Annotated in this window: 18 protein-coding genes; 13 read left to right on the top strand and 5 right to left on the bottom strand. The window is 71.7% G+C overall.

Annotated elements, in window-relative coordinates:
- The first annotated feature begins 35 nt into the window (after nucleotides 1-35).
- From ACQUQ1_RS15050 to ACQUQ1_RS15015, 8 genes are all read left to right on the top strand, one after another.
- Nucleotides 36-677 (top strand): HAD family hydrolase, encoded by a 642-nt coding sequence (locus tag ACQUQ1_RS15050; protein WP_435065204.1) that lies wholly within the window; start codon nucleotides 36-38, stop codon nucleotides 675-677.
- Entirely contained in the window at nucleotides 668-1,672 is a 1,005-nt protein-coding gene (locus tag ACQUQ1_RS15045) for a CobD/CbiB family cobalamin biosynthesis protein (RefSeq protein WP_435065131.1), read from the top strand. The genes ACQUQ1_RS15050 and ACQUQ1_RS15045 overlap by 10 nt, the downstream gene beginning before the upstream one ends.
- Nucleotides 1,669-2,463 (top strand): adenosylcobinamide-GDP ribazoletransferase, encoded by a 795-nt coding sequence (gene cobS / locus ACQUQ1_RS15040; protein ID WP_435065130.1) that lies wholly within the window; start codon nucleotides 1,669-1,671, stop codon nucleotides 2,461-2,463. The genes ACQUQ1_RS15045 and cobS overlap by 4 nt, the downstream gene beginning before the upstream one ends.
- The gene (locus tag ACQUQ1_RS15035) at nucleotides 2,448-3,143 is read left to right on the top strand and encodes an NTP transferase domain-containing protein (RefSeq protein ID WP_435065129.1); all 696 of its coding nucleotides are present in this window, start codon (nucleotides 2,448-2,450) and stop codon (nucleotides 3,141-3,143) included. The genes cobS and ACQUQ1_RS15035 overlap by 16 nt, the downstream gene beginning before the upstream one ends.
- Nucleotides 3,140-4,153: a threonine-phosphate decarboxylase CobD gene (gene cobD / locus ACQUQ1_RS15030; protein ID WP_435065128.1), complete on the top strand. Its 1,014-nt coding sequence runs from the start codon at nucleotides 3,140-3,142 to the stop codon at nucleotides 4,151-4,153. Before ACQUQ1_RS15035 ends, cobD begins: the two co-directional genes overlap by 4 nt.
- Complete coding sequence (locus ACQUQ1_RS15025) at nucleotides 4,143-4,901, top strand: adenosylcobinamide amidohydrolase (protein ID WP_435065127.1); 759 nt, start codon at nucleotides 4,143-4,145, stop codon at nucleotides 4,899-4,901. Before cobD ends, ACQUQ1_RS15025 begins: the two co-directional genes overlap by 11 nt.
- 106 nt (nucleotides 4,902-5,007) lie before the next feature.
- Nucleotides 5,008-5,778, top strand: a complete 771-nt coding sequence (locus tag ACQUQ1_RS15020) for a cob(I)yrinic acid a,c-diamide adenosyltransferase (protein ID WP_435065126.1) — start codon at nucleotides 5,008-5,010, stop codon at nucleotides 5,776-5,778.
- Nucleotides 5,778-7,379: a cobyric acid synthase gene (locus ACQUQ1_RS15015; RefSeq protein WP_435065125.1), complete on the top strand. Its 1,602-nt coding sequence runs from the start codon at nucleotides 5,778-5,780 to the stop codon at nucleotides 7,377-7,379. The genes ACQUQ1_RS15020 and ACQUQ1_RS15015 overlap by 1 nt, the downstream gene beginning before the upstream one ends.
- A gap of 39 nt (nucleotides 7,380-7,418) precedes the next feature.
- On the opposite strand, the gene ACQUQ1_RS15010 is transcribed toward ACQUQ1_RS15015, so the two are convergent.
- Nucleotides 7,419-9,092, bottom strand: coding sequence for a glycosyltransferase family 39 protein (locus tag ACQUQ1_RS15010; RefSeq protein WP_435065124.1), 1,674 nt, complete (start codon nucleotides 9,090-9,092; stop codon nucleotides 7,419-7,421).
- Between the two features lie 286 nt (nucleotides 9,093-9,378).
- On the opposite strand from ACQUQ1_RS15010, the gene dph5 reads away from it, so the two are divergent.
- From dph5 to ACQUQ1_RS14995, 3 genes are all read left to right on the top strand, one after another.
- Nucleotides 9,379-10,191, top strand: a complete 813-nt coding sequence (gene dph5 / locus ACQUQ1_RS15005; RefSeq protein WP_435065123.1) for a diphthine synthase — start codon at nucleotides 9,379-9,381, stop codon at nucleotides 10,189-10,191.
- A gap of 99 nt (nucleotides 10,192-10,290) precedes the next feature.
- Nucleotides 10,291-10,668 (top strand): hypothetical protein, encoded by a 378-nt coding sequence (locus ACQUQ1_RS15000; protein ID WP_435065122.1) that lies wholly within the window; start codon nucleotides 10,291-10,293, stop codon nucleotides 10,666-10,668.
- The gene (locus ACQUQ1_RS14995) at nucleotides 10,668-10,997 is read left to right on the top strand and encodes a hypothetical protein (RefSeq protein WP_435065121.1); all 330 of its coding nucleotides are present in this window, start codon (nucleotides 10,668-10,670) and stop codon (nucleotides 10,995-10,997) included. Before ACQUQ1_RS15000 ends, ACQUQ1_RS14995 begins: the two co-directional genes overlap by 1 nt.
- A 39-nt stretch (nucleotides 10,998-11,036) precedes the next feature.
- On the opposite strand, the gene artA is transcribed toward ACQUQ1_RS14995, so the two are convergent.
- Together artA and ACQUQ1_RS14985 are read right to left on the bottom strand one after the other, a co-directional pair.
- Nucleotides 11,037-12,047 carry an archaeosortase A gene (gene artA / locus ACQUQ1_RS14990; protein ID WP_435065120.1) on the bottom strand — a complete coding sequence of 337 codons (1,011 nt, stop codon included), beginning with the start codon at nucleotides 12,045-12,047 and terminating at the stop codon, nucleotides 11,037-11,039.
- Between the two features lie 162 nt (nucleotides 12,048-12,209).
- Nucleotides 12,210-14,990, bottom strand: a complete 2,781-nt coding sequence (locus tag ACQUQ1_RS14985) for a BGTF surface domain-containing protein (protein WP_435065119.1) — start codon at nucleotides 14,988-14,990, stop codon at nucleotides 12,210-12,212.
- Nucleotides 14,991-15,443: 453 nt separating this feature from the next.
- Here ACQUQ1_RS14985 and ACQUQ1_RS14980 point away from each other — a divergent pair, with 453 nt between their 5' ends.
- Entirely contained in the window at nucleotides 15,444-15,680 is a 237-nt protein-coding gene (locus ACQUQ1_RS14980; RefSeq protein WP_435065118.1) for an antitoxin VapB family protein, read from the top strand.
- An 82-nt stretch (nucleotides 15,681-15,762) separates the two neighbouring features.
- On the opposite strand, the gene ACQUQ1_RS14975 is transcribed toward ACQUQ1_RS14980, so the two are convergent.
- Nucleotides 15,763-16,077, bottom strand: coding sequence for a hypothetical protein (locus tag ACQUQ1_RS14975; RefSeq protein WP_435065117.1), 315 nt, complete (start codon nucleotides 16,075-16,077; stop codon nucleotides 15,763-15,765).
- 94 nt (nucleotides 16,078-16,171) lie between these two features.
- On the opposite strand from ACQUQ1_RS14975, the gene ACQUQ1_RS14970 reads away from it, so the two are divergent.
- Nucleotides 16,172-16,513, top strand: a complete 342-nt coding sequence (locus tag ACQUQ1_RS14970) for a hypothetical protein (RefSeq protein WP_435065116.1) — start codon at nucleotides 16,172-16,174, stop codon at nucleotides 16,511-16,513.
- 23 nt (nucleotides 16,514-16,536) lie between these two features.
- Here the strand turns inward: ACQUQ1_RS14970 and glmU are convergent, their stop codons facing one another.
- On the bottom strand, nucleotides 16,537-17,745 hold the full coding sequence (gene glmU / locus ACQUQ1_RS14965; RefSeq protein WP_435065115.1) for a bifunctional sugar-1-phosphate nucleotidylyltransferase/acetyltransferase: 1,209 nt from the start codon (nucleotides 17,743-17,745) through the stop codon (nucleotides 16,537-16,539).
- Nucleotides 17,746-17,785 lie beyond the last annotated feature (40 nt).

Here is a 17,785-nt window from a genome sequence, read left to right as displayed (position 1 = left end):
GCGGGCCCGACGGCGCCGACGCGGACGCCGCCCCGATCGCCGCCGTCTCGTTCGACCTGTTCGGCACCCTCGTCGACGCGGACGCGCCCGACGACCCGGCCGAGGCCGTCGCGGCCGAACTCCGCGAGCGCGGCGTGGCCGTCCCCGACGACTGGTCGGAGGCGTACGCCGAAGCGCACCTCGACTACGCCGAGGGGGTCGAGCGCCCGCTCCACCACCACGTCGCCGCCGCGCTGGCGAGCCGCGACCCCGAGCGCGAGCCGCGTGCCTTCGTCGACGACGCCGCGGCGGCCGTCCGCGCGGCGTTCGACCGGCCGGTCGGGACGCGCCCCGGCGCCCCCGACGCCGTCGCGACGCTGGCGGGGCGGTACCCCGTCGCCGTCCTCTCGAACTGCAGCGTCCCCGGCCTCGTCGGGCGGACGCTCGACCGGTCGTCGGTCGACGCGGACGCGTTCGACGCCGCGGTCGCGAGCGTCGAGTGCGGGTGGCGCAAGCCCGACCGCCGGGCGTTCGATGCCGTCGCCGACGCGCTCGACGCCCCGCTCTCGGGGCTGGTCCACGTCGGCGACGACCCCGCGACCGACGGCGGGGCGACGGAGGCCGGCGCCCGGTTCGTCTCCGTCGGGGAGGTGCCGCTCGCGGAACTGCCGTCGGTCGTCGAGGAGCGATGGGGCTGACCGCCGCCGCCGCCGTGGGGCTCGCGGCCGTCCTCGACGGCGCGTTCGAGGAGATCCCCGGTCGAGTCCACCCCGTCGCGCTGTTCGGGCGCGTCGTCGAGCCGTTCGACCGCGAGTGGGCCGCGCCCGGGGTCGTCGGCGCCGCGGTCGCGGTCGTCCTCCCGCTGGCGGCGGCAGTGGTCGCGTGGGGGGTCGTCTCCGGCGCCGTCGCGGGGGTCGCCGGCGTTACCACAGATGTCGCCACGGTCGCCGGGACGGGACCGTCCGGCGCCCCCCTCGTGCCGGCCGTCGCGGGCGCGGTCGTCGCCGGGGTCGGCCTGTTCGCGACCACGAGCCTGCGGATGTTGGTGTCGGTCGCGCGGGAGGTGGTCGGGTCGGTCGACGAGGACGCCGACGCCGCCCGGGAGGCCGCGGTCGCGCTCGTGGGGCGGGACACCTCGTCGCTGTCGGCGGCGGAGATCAGGAGCGCCGCCGTCGAGAGCGCCGCCGAGAACATCGCGGACGGCCTCGTGGCGCCGCTGCTGGCGTTCGCCGTCGGGGTGCAGGTCTCGCTCGGGGTCGGCGTCGCCTGCGCCGCCTGGGTGAAGGCGGTGAACACGCTCGACTCGATGCTCGGCTACCCCGACAAGCCCGTCGGGACCGCGAGCGCCCGCCTCGACGACGCGGTTATGTGGGTGCCCGCCCGCGTCTCGGCCGTGCTGCTCGCAGTCGCCGCCGGGTCGCCGCGCGCCCTCCTCGCGGCCCGCGAGTCCGCCGGGGTCCCCGCCTCGCCCAACTCCGGGTGGCCGATGGCGACGCTCGCGGCCGCCCTCGACGTGCGGCTGGCGAAGCCCGGCGCGTACGTCCTCAACCCCGACGCCGACCTCCCGACGGCCGCGGACGCGCGGCGGGGCGTCCGCACGGTCGCGCTGGCGGGGGCGCTGGCGTTCCTGCTCGCGGGGGCCGCCGCGGCGGCGACCCCGGGGACGGGCGTGTGGGCGGGGGTGGGGACGTGACCCCGGCCCCGCTGTCGGCCCTGCGCGGCGCGCTCGGCTTCCTCTCTCGCGTCCCGGTCGGCCACACCGACGACGGCTGGGAGGCGTTCCGGCGCACGCCCGCGGCGATCCCGGCGGCGGGGTACCCGATCGGCGCGCTCGTCGCGCTGCCGATCGCGGCGGTCGCCGTCGCCCCCGCCCGCGGCGCCGCCCTTCCGACAGAGACGGTCGCGGTGGTGTTCGTCGCGTGGCTGTACACGGTCACCGGGATAACCCACCTCGACGGGGTGGCGGACCTGGGCGACGCGGCGGTCGTCCACGGCGACGCCGACCGCCGTCGCGAGGTGCTGAAGGACAGCTCTCTCGGCGTCGGCGGCGCGCTGGCGCTGGGACTGGTCGTCCTCGGACTCGCCGCGGCGACCCTGCCGCTGGTCGACCTCGCGCGGTTCGCCCCCGCCGCCGCCGTCGGCCTCGTGGTCGCCGCCGAGGTGGCTGCGAAGGCAGCGACGGCGTCGGCGGTGTGTCTCGGCGACGCGCCCCACGAGGGACTCGGCTCCGCGCTGACCGGCGAGTCCGGCCCGCGCTCGCTGCCCGGGATCGGCGTCGTCGCCGCGCCCGTCGCGCTCGTCGGATGGCCCGCGCTCGCGCCCGGCCTCGCCGTCCTCGTCGCCGCCGGCGTCGTCGCCGCCGCGGCGCTGTGGTGGGCGAGGGCCCACCTCGGCGGCGTCAGCGGCGACGTGCTCGGCGCGACGAACGAACTGGCCCGCGTCGTCGGGCTCCACGTGGGGGTGATCGCGTGGACGCTCTCGTGATGTGCGGGGGGCGGGGCACCCGCCTCGGGGCGGTCGGCGCCGACGCGGAGAAGCCGCTTGTCGGGGTCGGCGGCGAACCCATGATCGACCGGGTGCTCGCGGCGCTTTCGGCCAGTCGCGTCGACCGCGTCCACGCGGTCGTCTCCCCGGACGCGCCCGAGACCGCGGCGTCCCTCCGCGGAGCGGACGACTCCGGCGACGGCGACGACGCCGCGACGGCGGGCGTCTCGGTCGTCGAGGCCCCCGGCGAGGGCTACGTCGCCGATCTGGGCTACGCGCTGGAGCGGGTCGAGCGCCCGGTGCTCACGGTCGCCGCGGACCTCCCGCTGCTGTCGGCCGGGGTCGTCGACCGCGCGATCGACGCCGCCGGCGACGCGTCGCTGTCGGTGTACGTTCCCGTCGAGTTGAAGCGCGAGTTGGGCGTCAGCGTCGACCCGGAGACGACGACGACGCGCGACGGCCGGGCGGTGGCGCCGACCGGACTGAACGTCGTCGGCGCCGACGACGGAACCGGCGATCGCGACGGAGACCACGGCGACGAGAACGCCCTCGTCGTCGCGGACGAGCGCCTCGCGGTGAACGTGAACCGCCCGCGCGACCTGCGCGTCGCGGAGGCGCTGCTGCGGCGGCGGCGGCGCGAGAGAACCGACCAGGTGCCCGACCACGGAGACCACCAATGAACTTCGACACCGCACGCGACACCCCACGGACCCCGCACGGCAGCAGCGACGACCCCGACGTGCTCGACTTCAGCGCGAACACCAACCCGCACGTCCCCGACGGGGCCGCGGACGCCTACCGCGACGCCTTCGACGCGGCGCGCACCTACCCGCGGGAGCCGCCCGTGGAGTACCGCGAGGCCGCCGCCGGGTACGTCGACTGCGACCCCGAGGACGTGATCCCGACGCCCGGCGGGCTGGCGGCGATCCGCCTGGCGGTCGACCTCGCCGTGGAGCCGGGCGACTCGGTCGCGGTCCCCTCCCCGAGCTTCGGAGAGTACGCCCGCGAGGTGCGCCTGCAGGGCGGCGAGCCGGCGTTCGTCCCGCAGGCCGAGATACTGGAGACCGACCCCGCGGACCACGCGCTCGCGGTCGTCTGCAACCCGAACAACCCGACCGGGAACGCCTACGACGACGCGGAACTCCGGGCGTTCGCGGCCCGGTGTCGGGAGGCGGGGACGCCGCTGCTGGTCGACGAGGCGTTCCTCGGGTTCACCGACCGCCCCTCGCTCGCGGGCGAGGCGGGCGTCGTCGTCGCGCGGTCGCTGACGAAGCTGTTCGGCCTGCCCGGCGTCCGCGCGGGCTTCGCCGTCGCGACCGGCGAATGGGGCGAGGCCCTGTCGAACGCCCGCCGCACCTGGAACCTCGGAGCGCCCGCGCTCGCCGTCGGCGCCCACTGCATGCGCCAGCGGAGGTTCGTCGAGCGCACGCGCGAGCGCGTCGCCGCCGAGCGCGAGCGGATGCGCGAGGCCCTCGCCGACGCCGGCTACGGCGTCCACCCCTCCGACGCGCCGTTCCTCCTGCTCGACGTGGGCGACCGCGAGGTCGACGCGGTCGTCGGGGACGCCGCCGACGCGGGGATCGCCGTCCGCGACGCGACGACGTTCCGCGGGCTCGACACCCACGTCCGGGTCGCGGTCCGCACGCCCGCCGAGAACGACCGCCTGCTGGAGGTGCTGCGTGCCGTTTGAGCCACGCGTCGCCGACGGCGTGCTCCGGCTCCGTCGCCCGGGGACGCGCTGGCTCTCGACGGGCTGGGACGGCGGCCTCTCGGAGGCGGACGCCGCGTACAACGTCTCCGTCCCGGAGGGGTGGGAGCGCACCGACCTCGGGGAGTACGTGACCGAGCGGCTCGCAGGCGCCGGATTCGGGTCGGAGGAATCGGGGAGGGAGGCCGGGCCGGCCCTGCTGACCGGCGTCGACATGCGCCACGCCCGCGTCGCGCGGGCGGGGACGGTGACGGTCGCGGCGACCGCCGGCGTCTCGAACCCCGCGGCGCTCCCGATGGGGGCGGGCGCGGAGGACGCCAGCGCGCCGGACCCGGACCGGAACGCCAAGCGGGAGCGGGACCGCGACCCCGTCGGCCGCGGCACGGTGAACGTCCTCGTCGCGACGACCCGGAGCCTCGCGGACGGCGCGCTGGCGAACCTCGTGGCGGTCGCCGCGGAGGCGAAGGCGGCGACGCTGCTGTCCGCGACGGGGTTCCCGGGGACGACCACCGACGCCGTCGTCGCCGGGTGCGCGCCCGACGGCGAGCCCGCGGCGTTCTCCGGGAGCGCGACGCCCGTCGGGAGCGCCGCGCGGGCGTGCGTCCGCGACGCCGTCCGCGCGAGCCTGAACGCGCGGTACGGCGCCGGCGACGCGACCGTTCCCGACTCCGTCGCCGACGCGGAGTACGGCGTCGTCACCGACCGCGAGACGGAGGTGTTCGCGCCGTGACCGACCCGCGAGGGCTCCGCGGGACCGCCGGCCGCCCCGAACCGCGGCGGCGATGCCGACCGCGGCGGCGACACAGTTTGGCCGACCGACCGCGTACCACACGACCATGACCGACGACCACACCGACGAAACTGACGGACGCGAGGGGGGAGCACTGAGCGACGGACGGACCGACGGCGGAGCCGACGAGGAGGAGGAGCCCGCCGAGGGGGACCCCCACGCCCGCACGCCGGGCGGGGGCGTCACGCCCGCCGCCCGCGACATCGCGCCCGCGGCGCCCGAGGAGTTCGGCCTCGTGCAGACGTGGTGGGGCGACGGCAAGGGGAAGACGACCGCCGCGCTGGGGATGGCGTTCCGGGCGGCCGGCCACGGCTACCGCGTGCACGTCCTCCAGTTCATGAAGGGCGGCGCCGCCAGCGTCGAGGACGTCCGCGGCGAGTACAACGCCATCGCGGCGATGCCGGGGGTCTCCTACGAGAACTCCGGCCACTACGGCTGGCACGGCATGGCCGACGGCACCGACGAAGTCGACCACGAGGCGCGGGCGAAGGGGGGGATCCGCCGCGCACGCGACCTGCTGGCGGCGTGGGAGTCGGTCGACCTGACAGCCCCGCTCCCGCTGGAGGGCGACCCCGAGGACGGCGCGCACATGCTCGTCCTCGACGAGATCGTGTACGCCGCCAACCGCGACCTCGTCGACCCCGACGACCTCCTCGAGTTGATCGAGTCGAAGCCCGACGACCTCGAACTCGTCCTCACGGGCGGCCACGAGCGCCCCGAGTACCTGACGGACGCCTCGGACCTGGTCACGAACGTCCGCAAGGAGAAGCACCCGTTCGACGACGGCCACCGCGCCCGGAAGGGCACCGAGTACTGATGGAGGAGAACGGCGGGGAGGCCGGCGACGGGAACGGGGACCGCGTCGGCGACGCCGTCGACGCCGGCGCCGGGAACGCGGACGCCGGCGCCGGCGCGCGCACCCTCCTCGTCGCGGGCACGGCGAGCCACGTCGGCAAGAGCACGGTCGTCGCGGGGCTGTGCCGGCGCCTCGCCGACGCGGGCGTGTCGGTCGCGCCGTTCAAGGCCCAGAACATGAGCAACAACGCCCGCGCGGTCGTGACGCCCGACGGCGGCTACGGCGAGATCGGCGTCTCGCAGTTCGTGCAGGCGCGCGCCGCCGGGATCACCCCCACGACGGACACGAACCCCGTCCTCCTGAAGCCCCGCGGCGACGGCGAGAGCCAGCTCGTGATCGACGGCGAGGCGGTCGGCCACTACGAGCCCGGGCGCTACTACGACGAGCACTTCGAGCGCGCCCGCGAGGCCGCCGTCGCCGCCCACGGGCGGCTCGCCGCCGAGTACGACGTGATCGTCGCCGAGGGCGCCGGCAGCATCGCCGAGATCAACCTCCACGACCGCGACCTCGCGAACGTCGAGACCGCCCGCTTCGCGGACGCGACGATCCTCCTGCTGGGCGACATCGAGCGCGGCGGCGTCTTCGCCAGCCTCTACGGCACGCTCGAACTGATGCCCGCTGACCTCCGCGAGCGCGTCGCCGGCGCGGCGATCACGAAGTTCCGCGGCGACCCCGCGATCTTGGCGCCCGGCATCGACGACATCGAGGCGCGGACCGGGGTGCCGGTGCTCGACGTCCTCCCCTACGACGACCCCGGGCTCCCCGAGGAGGACAGCGTCTCCCTCCCCGCCGAAGGCGAGCGGGGCGTCCTCGGCGACGACGACGGCGTCGCCCCCGAGCGGACCGTCACCGTCGGCGTGCCCCGGCTCCCGCGCGTCTCCAACTTCACGGACCTCGAGCCGCTGGCGCGCACGCCGGGCGTCCGGGTGGCGTACCTCCCGCTGTCGACGGACCTCGCGGGCGTCGACGCGGTCGTGCTCCCGGGGACGAAGAACACGGTCGACGACCTGCTGGCGCTGCGGGAGGCGGGCTTCGACGACGCGCTCGCGGGCTTCGACGGGCCGGTCGTCGGGATCTGCGGCGGCTACCAGCAGCTCGGCGAGCGGATCACGAACGCCGCGATCGAGGGCACCGGCGACGCGGACGCGGTCGAGGGGCTCGGCCTCCTGCCGGTCGCCACGCGCTTCTCCGAGGACAAGCGGGTCCGGCAGGTGACCGTCGAGGCCGACGGCGCGGGCCCGCTCGCCGGCGTCTCGGGGGCCGTCTCGGGCTACGAGATACACATGGGCCGGACCGAGCGGCTCGACGACGCGGGCCTCGACACGCCGCTGGAGCCGGGGAGCGCCGCGACCGACCGCGTGCTCGGGACGTACCTCCACGGCGCCTTCGAGAACGAGTCCGTCCGCGAGGCGTTCGTCGACGCCGTCTTCGCCCGCGCGGGGCGCGCGCGCCCCGCCGCGGCCGAGACCCGAACGTCGCCGTACGTCGCCGCCGGGGAGTTGGTCGAGGGGATCGACCTCGACCGGCTGGTCGGCGACCCGGTCGACGTCCCCGGGGAGTGAGTCACGGTCGACGGCGCCGACGGCCGATCGTGGACCGGCTCACCGCCGCAGCCGGCGGTCGAGGCCGGGATCGGGGTCGGCCCCGGCGTCGCTCGGGGTCCGCTCGTACCGCCGGACGACGATGTTGTTGAACCGCTCCGTCCGCGTGCGCTCGAACAGGTCCGAGAGGACGGCGGTCTGGCGCCGCTCCCGTGCCTCCGAGAGGTGCGACGTGACGTGCCAGACGGCGTCGTGGCCCGCGGTCGCCCCGGCCAGCCGCGACGCGGGCGCGCCCTCCTCGACGGCGACGACCCGCACGCCCTCGTCGTCGAAGTGGAAGTCGAACGAGTACCGGGCGGTCCGCTCGGAGACGACGACGAGGTCGCCGGGGTCGGCGCCGTGCTCGACGGTCGCGGCCGCCTCCCGCCACTGCTCCTTCTGGTCGACCCCGTAGTGCCACGGGAGCGGCGCCGCGAGCCCGACCAGCAGCACCGTGATCAGCGCGTACCGGAGGTGGCGCCGCCGGACCCTCGCGAGTCCCGCGGCCGCGAGGAGGAACACGCCGACGGAGGCGGCGATCGTGTACCGGTGCAGGAAGATCGGCGTCACGAGGTACGACAGCACGAACGGGACGGGGACCGGGACGACCGCCCACGAGCCGAGCAGGAGCGCCCGGGTCCGCGGGCGGCCTCGGAGCGACCGCGGGACCGTCGCGTGACCGGCGACGGCCGTCCCGCCGTCGGTCGTCGGGGCGGGTCCGTCCGACCGGTCGAGGAGCCGCCCGGCCACGAGCGGCCGCACTCCCGCGGCCGCGGCGCCGCCGAGGGCGACGACCGTCCCGGCCAGCGCCGGGAGCGCCCACGGCCGCATCCCGGACACGAACGGCTCCAGCGGCATCAGGTAGTCGACGTACGCGCTCGCGAGCGAGTGCGGCGGCGGCAGCGTCACGTGGATGCCGCTGCCGACGCCGCCGCCCCCGTCGGGTCCCCCTCCGGAACGCATGACGGGCCTGAGCACCCGGGCGGCGAGATGGACGACCCACGGCCCCGTCAGGAGCGTCCCGGCGACCCCGACCGGCGCCCACCGCCGCAGGGTCGACCGGACCGTCCCCTCGCGCAGCGCCGCGGCGGCGACGAACGCCGCCTGGGCCATGACAGTGAACAGCGCGAACGTGTGCGTGTACACCATCGCGACGGTGACGAGCAGGTAGGCCGCCCCCGCGCGTCGGGTTCCGTCCTCCCAGTAGCGGACGAACCACAGGAACGACCCGAGCGTCAGCGCGACCAGTATCGCGTACATGCGCGCCATCTGTGCGTACTCGAGGTGGAACTGTGCGAGCGCGAGGACCGCCGCCGCGAGCAGGCCGACGCGCCGGTCGTACAGCCGCCGCCCCAGCAGGTACGTCAGCGCGACCGACGCGACCCCGGCGACCGCGGACGGGAGGCGGAGGGCGAACAGCGAGGTGCCCGCGAGGTCGACCCACCCGTGGAGGAACAGGAAGTACAACGGCGGGTTCGGTCCCCCGGCCAGCCCGAACACGATCTCGGGGACGGACCGCCGTGTCGCCGTGTGGTAGGCGATACCCTCGTCGAGCCAGACGCTCTCGTCGGTCAACTGGAACAGGCGCAGCGCGGCCCCGACCGCGACCACGGCGACCGGCGCGGCCAGCTCGTGACGGACGGCGACCGCGAGGCGGCGCCGCAGGCGGGTCGACCGTGTCGGTTCCGACGCCACGTCAGCTCACCCCGCGGGCTCCGGCGGCTCCGCCGGGGCGCCGGGACCGGCGACGCCGACCCGGGACGACCGCCGGACGCGCCGCGGCCGGGGAGCCGGGCTGGATCGGTCGAACCGTGAACATACGCGGGAGTGAGAGCATATCGAGTTTGTAATGACACGGCTATCCCGGGTCCCCGCGGCGTTATCCTCGGCTGAACGGCCGGGGAGCGGCCGCCGACGGGCGGGACCGGGCCGTCGCCGACGGAGCGAAACCGCGAAGGGTCGCGCCGGCGTCGGTCCGTCCATGCTCACCTTCATCGGCCTCGGCCTGTGGGACGAGCGCTCGGTCACCGTCGAGGGACGGGAGGCGCTCCGGGCGGCCGACCGGGTCTTCGCCGAGTTCTACACCAGCCGCCTCGCCGGGACGACCGTCGAGGACCTGGCGGCGCACCACGGCGTCGAGGTCGAGGTCCGCGACCGCGCGGGCGTCGAGCAGCGCCCGGAGCCGATCCTGGATGCCGCCGAGGAGGGGGACGTCGCCTTCTGCACCGCGGGCGATACGATGATCTCGACGACGCACGTCGACCTCCGGGTGCGGGCGTCCGAGCGCGGCATCGACACCCGCGTGATCCACGGCGTCACCGCCCAGTCGGCCGCCTCCTCGCTGACCGGGCTGCAGAACTACCGCTTCGGCAAGGCCGTCACGCTCCCGTTCGAGTACGCCCACGGCGCCGACGGAACCCCGGGGAGCGTGACCGACGGGATCGAGGCGAACCGCGAGCGCGGCCTCCACACGCTCGTGTACCTCGACATCAAGGTCGCGGGTTCCTCGCCCGCCGGCCCGAGCGAGGGCGAGCCCGACGAGTACATGACCGCCGACCACGCCGCCGCCGCGCTGGCGCGCGACTGGGACGGGGAGGCCGTCGGGGTGGCGGTCGCCCGGGCGGGGAGCCCGGAGCCGGTCGTCGCCGCCGACACGCTCGCGGCGCTGGGCGAACGGGAGTTCGGCGACCCGCTGCACATGCTGGTGATCCCCGGCGAGTTGCACCACCTGGAGGCGGAGGCGCTGGCGGAGCTGGCCGGGTGTCCGCGGGACGCGTTGCCGGCGGGGGTGTAGCACAGTGACGAAATGTCCCACTCGCCCCCACAGTTCGCGAGTACCGGCGGTGAAGAGCACTGCCGTACATTAATTACACGAGTACACGTAGTACGGGACATGCCGGTGAGCATCGACGAGTTCGAATCCGGGGACCTCCCCAGTGGACCGAGCGTTCCGGAGCGGGTCGTCCAATATCTCCTCTCGAACCGCGACCACGCGTTCACGAGGGCCGAGATCGCCACCGCGATCGACGCGAACCCGAACACGGTCGGAACGGCCTTGTCCCGGTTGAAGGACCGCGACCTGGTTCGGCACAAGGGGGAGTACTGGGCGATCACGAACGATACGAGCCGTATCGAGGCCGCCTACGACATCCATGCCGTCACCGAGCGACTCGACGCCGACGACGGCGGGATCGATCCGGACGAGTGGGACGCCGTCGCTCCCGACCCGGATCATCCCGATGGACCGGACAGCGAGGAGGAACGAACCTGATGGAACCCGAGCGCGGAGACGTCGTCCGCAGTTCCGATCCGTTCAAGCTCGGTGACGACCGCCAGCGACCGTGGATCATCGTCAGCAACGACTCCCATCCGTTCGACGACGAGCAGTTCGTCGCGCTCGCCGTTTCGACGAAGCGATACGAGGACTCGATCCCGCTCGCCGAGGACGTGTGGGAGGTGGGCGGCGTTCCACGGGAATCGTACGTGTCACCGTGGGCCGTCCACTCTCCCAGAACCGAGGATCTCGTTGCGTGGCAGGGACGCGTCACCGAGGCGTTCGTCGACGACGCCGTGGAGAGGTTGCAACAGTACGTCCGGTGAGGTGACCGGCCACCGTAGTGTCGAGTTCGGTCGAGACCGCTACCCGTCCGGCCCATCACGTCTGTCCGGCACCCCGCCGTCGGTCTTCATCGGCTCCCGTGGCAGGTCCAGCGACTCCAGCAGGTCGTACTCCTCCTTCGTGAGCATGTACAGCACGTCCTCGATCACGGTGACGAGCTCGGGGAGCTCCCGGACGACGAGGTAGGTGATCCCCACGAGCGCGACGACCGCGAGCACCTGGGAGATGACCCGGTCCGACAGGAAGAACGACACCATGTACGGGTCCGAGGCGCCGAACAGGAACAGCACCTCGTCGACGAACAGCTGGAGGTACTGGTTGCCGAACGTGATCCCGATGAACGTGGTGCGGACGATGTTCAGCGCCCAGATGAGCGGGATCGAGACGGCCAGCCCGCGGAGCTTGCGTCCGAGGGGGGCCCGAACCGCCGCGATGAGCCCCGCGAAGATGGCCATGCTCCCCAGCCCCGTGCACGCGAGCACCACCTCGAACAGGAGGGTGTGTCCCTCCGGCGTGACGAACCGGTAAGCGTTGGAGTAGCCGAGGATGGGGCCGGCGACGCGCTCGGGCGTGTAGCCCAACTGCGCCATCGCCCAGCCGGTCTGGTCGGTGACGATCAGGATCAGCCCGCGCTTGAGCGGCTCGACCGTCTCGAACGGGAAGTAGACGATCCCCATCGCCGCGACCGCCCGCGAGAGCACCTGCAGCGAGTCGCGGCCGTTCCACAGCAGCCACCCGGCGTACAGACACGCCGGCACGGCCAGCAGCGAGAGCACGCCCTCGACGTAGCTCTTCTGCGTGAACGCGAAGTGGGGGAACAGCGCCAGCCAGAAGACCGCGAACAGCCCCCAGCCGGCGGTCGACAGCGCCCGCTCGGGCGCGACCGCGAGGCCGTCGAGCCGGCGGCGCAGCGACGCGAGCGGGCCCGCGTCGCCGCCGACGCGACGGCGACGAAGGTACTCGACCCCCGCGCTCGCGAGGAACGTCGCGATCACCGCCCAGCCCAGCAGGTCGGTGAGGGGACTCGCCATTCGTTCGTGGATCGGCGCTGTCGGGTAAAGCCCTTGTCGTCTCGTGTGCTCGCGACGCGAGCCCGCGGGACGGAGCCGTCGCTGGCCGACGTGAGCGCGTCGAAAGAATGGGTCCGCGTGAAGCGGGTGGCGACCGGGTTACGCCCGGTCAGTCGTGGTTAGTTAGTTGTCGCGGCGGACCGCCAGCAGCGCAGCGCCGATGAGGGCGATGACTGCCAGGACCGCGCCGAAGCCGGGCGTCGACGTGGAGGTCGGCGACTCGGTCTCGGTCGCGGGCGGCTCGGTCGTGGCCATGGTCGTCGGCGGAGCCGTCGTCGTCGCCGGCGGAGCCGTCGTCGTCGCCGGCGGAGCCGTCGTCGTCGCCGGAGGCGCCGTCGTCGTCGCCGGCGGCTCAGTCGTCTGAGTCGCCTCGACGACGTTGCCGTCGGCGGAGGCACTGATGCCACCGGGGCCGGAGGCGTCGACACTGAACGTGTCACCGGCGCTGATACCATCCGGCGACGTCATGTCGAACATCGCGGTGAAGCTGCCGTCTGCCTGCACAGTCACGGTGGACTGCTTGAAGAAGGCAGGCTGCACACCGCTGTCCGAGCTAAGGCGGACAGTGATCTCCGTACCGGGAGCGACCGAGGACGTACCAGTGATGGACTGGTTCGTCGCGGCAGTCACGCTGAATGCGTCCTGATCGAACTCGAGCGTCCGTTCGCTGAGCTCGAAGGTCGCGTTGACCGACTGGAACAGGTCGCTGTCGTCAGCGACGCCGTCACCGTCGGTGTCCTCAGCGCCACCGAGGATGCGAGCACCAGTCACCGTCAGCTCGGCCTGGTAGGACTCGTCGGCGGCAACGTCGACGTCATTCCCGCTGGCCGTCAGGTTGTCGCGCGAGACTGCGCGCTCCCAGTCCTGATCGTTCGTCGCCTTGACCAGGATGTAGTAGGTGTCAGCGTTCGCGTTCGGGACGACCGTGAGGCTCGTTCCGGACGAGGAGACGTTGAGCACCTTGGGCGCGCGGTTGGCGCCGGGGTTCTGCTGGACGACCGTCAGGTCGACCACGCCGGCACCGATAGCGCTCGCAAGCGCGTCGGACCAGCTGTTGCTCGAAGTCTTGTAGGACGCGAGGGCACCCTCCAGACCCGAAGCACTGACCTGGTGGACGACGTAGTCCTGCAGGGCGATGTCGGAGTCCTGAGTGACCGTACCGGACTCGACCGCGGAGGCGACCTCGTCCGCATCGATCGTGGTGCCGCTGTCGTCGCTATCGAATTCCGCGTTGGTCGGCGCGGTCCACAGCTGCATCGAGTCGGTGGAGCGCTCGTTGATCACGAGCGTACCGACCTGATCCGGCGTGTCGACGATAGTCGAGAACTGGCTCGACGTGCCGACGAACATCCGGTACTGACCGGTGTCGAGGATCGTGCCGAGGGTCTGGTAGTCACCAGTGTTCTTGTTCTCGAGAGTCGCGCTGTCGTCGGAGTCGACAGCGGAGACGATCGTCGTCGAGGAACCGGTCATACCGGCCGTGTAGGTGTTGAACTCGACTTCGACGTTGCCGTCGTCGTCGCCGTCCGTCACCGAGATGTTGGCCTGGTATCCGTCGTCGTCGAAGTTACCGACGACGAGCTTGGCGGAGTCAGTCGCCCCCGTGACGGAGACGTTGATGCTCGCGATGTCGCCCTGCTGGACCTGAACGGTCCGCTGGGGCAGGTCCGCGGCGCCCGCGGACGTGTCTTCGACCGTCACCGAGACTTCGTCCTCGGCCGTCGTGTCGACGACGTCGACAGTCAGGTTGTAGGAACCGGCCTCGACATCGGTGAAGTTGATCGTCGCCTCGTCGCCGTCCTGAACGCCGGAGACGAGGATACCGTCGTCGTCGTCCTCGCTGTCACCGTCGACGTCCGCGTCGGACGTGGTGTAGGAGTCGTCGAAGACATCGCGGAGGTCCTCGTCCGAGATGCCGTCAGCGGACACGTACACGTCGAAGTTCTCGCTCGGACGGTTGTCCGAGGAGACCTCGAACGTCGTCGTGGCGTCCGTACCCTGGTTGCCGACGGTGTCGGAACCGAGGCTCACGGAGAACGACTGCTCGATGACGGTGAAGTTGAAGTCCGCGCTCGAGCGGCCGTTGTTCGAGATGAAGTAATCGGTGCTCGAGTCGAGGTTCGTCGTGTCGACCGAAATGTTGCCTGCCGGGTTGCTTCCAGTCAGGACGGTCTCAGTCGTAGCATCCGATCCCGGATTGCCCGAGTACAGGATGTACCGACCGTCTCCGTCAGAGTCACTGCCAGTGTCGAAGATGATCTCCTGACCCTGGTAGACGATTGCACCGTCGGACAGGGTGTCGCCGCCGAGATAAGTTCGGTCGGCGTCACTGCTCGTGGTTGTCTCACTGACAGTCAGCTGCTGGAAGTTCGCGAAGCTCGAATCATCACTGTCGGCGTAGTCGCCGTCAGCATTCGCGTCAACAGCGAATTGAGCTTGACCGGTAAAGTCACTGCCAGTCGTTTCGGGGGCCACAACGTTCGTGATGTCGAACGTGACATTCACCGTGTCACTGCTGGAGGAGCCGGACATGCTCGTGGCGTCCTCAAGTGTGACCGTGATGATGTCGTTGGTCGAGTCAACATTCGTCGACCCGGCCGTGACTGCACCCTCGTTCACCACGATGTTCGTGACCTGAGTGCTGGACGTGCCCAGCGCGTCAGGAAGATCGACGGCGAAGACCTGGTTGCCGTCACCGCTGGTGTCAACATCCGTAGCGTTGAGTGTCACCGTGTGTGTGTTCGTGGACTGTTCCGGCACCGTGTCCGGAGAGATAGAACTCCCACCGGCTTCGGTATTGGCCGCAGCAGCCGCACCTGTGAACGCGACGGTGCCAGCGAAGACGCTGAACACCATCAGCGCTGTCAGGAACAGCGCGCGGATCTTGTCGTTTGTGTCTGTCATGGTTTGATCTGAGTCGCACTGCAATCGGCGACAACACCGTCCTCCCGCGCCTGCTTCAGAACGCCCGCGAGGCGGACTCGGCGAGGGATACTTACTGCTGTCACCATGGGTAGGGGTACGGTGTAAGCCAACACCGGACCTTATAAATGTCTTGTGGTAATTCGGCGGGCGCGACAACGCGTTACACACCCGGATTCGGGGGGTAGCGGCCCGCTCGTCCGAATCGGGGATAAGTACTTTGTGGACAGTTTGTCGGTAATCTTATACTACTTGCGGGGTGCTCGACCCCGTCTCGGCTCGCGCGCGGTCCGACAGCGCTGGTGTAGTCGGGGTCACGTCCGTGTTTGACCGCGACCTCGGTGACGTGGTGGGGCTCACACCGGGCCCGCGGACGTGGGACGCCTGGTCCCGTCGACTGAACCGTTTTATTCCGGTGCATACAATTGTATGCACATGTCGAAGAGTATCCGCCTCTCCGAGGCCGCCTACGAGCGGCTCGTGAGCCACAAACGTGAGGACGAGACGTTCTCGGACGTCGTTCTCAGGCTCGCGGGCGAGCGATCGCTCTCGGAGCTCGCCGGAATACTGAGCGACGAGGAGGCGAATGCCCTCCGAGACGCAGTCGAGGAACGGCGCGCCCGCCGAAAGGGGGAACTCGACCGCGTTCCCGACCGACTGGCCGACGCCTGATCGTCGGTGTCGGGCGACCCGCGAGTTTGCGACGAGTCAGAACGGTCAGCGAGCGGTCTGGCACGAACACCGCCGAGGAGATTTACGCCCAGTCGTGGTCTTCGATGCCCTCGTAGTGTTTCAGCCGGCTGTCGATCTCCCATGCTTCCCATCCACACTCGTCGTGGAGAACGTCGGCGAGTTCGGCGAAGTTGGTCACGTCGAGTTCGATACCTCGGTTTCCGCGATACGTGATGTAGGGCTCACTACGGAGGTCGGCGTAGACCTCACGCGCAGTGGGATAGTCGTCGTCGATCGCTGAGAGATTCAGGAGGGCGTCCTCCGCGATCGGCGTTCCCCGCTTGTGCTTCGCTATCATCGTCGCCAAGAGGGCGCATTTCACCGACGGCTTCTCCATCGTCGGAGAGATACGACCGCCAGTATATAAATACCGTCAATGGGAATTAACGGTGGTGGAAACTCTTATACACATACGGACGATGGTTCTCCGTATGAGCAGTATTGAGGACGCGGCCGACCGCGGGGAGAAGAAGGAACTCCGACTGGAGCACCCCAGCGGATGGCTCTACCTCACCCGGCACGACGCCGTTCCGATCCTCGTCGATGCGCTTCTCGATCTCCCGCCCGGTCGTGAGTTCAACAAGACCGAACTCGCGGAGCACGCCGGCGTCACGCGACAGACCGTCGGTAACTACACCGACCTCCTGCTCGAAGTCGACCTCATCGAGGAGGTTCCGAACACGTCTCCACGCCGGTACCGGGTCGCAGACAGTGACGTCGTTCGGGAACTCTTCGAACTGAATAGCGCGCTTAACGCCGTTGGCAGCAGGTAGTTTATCGGTCAGTTCCGACCGCCCTACTCCTCCGTCCGGTCCCGCAACACCCGCTCGCCGGGGATCGTCCGCGCGTCCGTCTCCAGTTTCACGCCGGCGTTCAGGCTCGTCTGGATGCCCGTCTTGGCGCCGTCGCCGCAGACGACGCCGTACTTCCGGCGCCCCGTCGAGACGACCTCCCCCTTCACGAGCGTCGTGATCGCCTCGTCGTCGTGCCGGAGGTTCGCGACGGTCGTCCCCGCGCCGAAGTTCACGTCCCGCCCGAGGACGCTGTCGCCGACGTACGAGAGGTGGCCGACCGTGGCGCCCCGCATCAGCACGCTGTTCTTCACCTCGACGCTGTGTCCCACCTTCGCGTCCGCTTCGATGAGTGTTCGCCCGCGCACGTACGCGTTCGGGCCGACGCTCGCGCCCGACCGGATCAGCGCGGGCCCCTCGATCACGACGCCCGCGTCGACCTCCGCGCCGTCCTCGACGACGACCGCGCCGCGGAGGTCGGCGTCCGCGTGCACGTCGCCGTCGACCCGGCGCTCCAGGTCCGCCAGCTTCCACTCGTTCGCCTCCAGCAGCTCCCACGGCCGACCCACGTCGAGCCAGCGGTCGAACGGGACGACCGTGACCGTCGCCTCCCGGCAGGCCCGCTCCAGCACGTCCGTCAGTTCGAGCTCGCCGCGCTCGCTCTCGCCCACGTCGAGCCAGCCCTGTGCGTCCGCCGGGAAGACGTACGCCCCGGCGTTGATGAGGTCCGAGGGCGGGTCCGCGGGCTTCTCGGTCACACCGGTGGCGCGTGCGGTTCCGTCGTCCGAGTCCTCGGTGTGGAGGACGCCGTAGGCGCTCGGGTCGTCGACGCGGAACGACCCGACGGCGGGAGCCGAATCGTACAGCGTAGACAGCGAGTCGTGGTCGTACAGGGCGTCGCCGTTGAGTACAGCGAACGGGCCGCCGTCGAGGTGCGGGGCGGCCGCCCGGACGGCGTCGGCGGTGCCGCGCTGCTCGGGCTGGTCGGCGAACTCGACGGGGACGCCGTCGAACTCGTCGCCGAAGTACTCGCGGACGGCCGCGGACTCGTAGCCGACGACGACGACGAGCCGGGAGGCGCCGGCCGCGACGGCCGCGGCGGCGGTGTGGCCGACGAGCGGCTCGCCGGCGACGGGCAGCATCGGCTTCGGGCGTCGGTCTGTCAGCGGCCGCATCCGGGTTCCCTGGCCGGCCGCGAGGAGGACGGTCTGCATGGAGTGGGAGACTGTCGGGGGCTCCTAAGCGGTTGCGGCT

Origin of the sequence: Halobaculum sp. EA56 (genome assembly GCF_051195075.1) — an archaeon.
Taxonomy (GTDB): domain Archaea; phylum Halobacteriota; class Halobacteria; order Halobacteriales; family Haloferacaceae; genus Halobaculum.
Note: the sequence above shows the minus strand (reverse complement) of the source record. Positions and strands in the feature narration are given on the sequence as shown.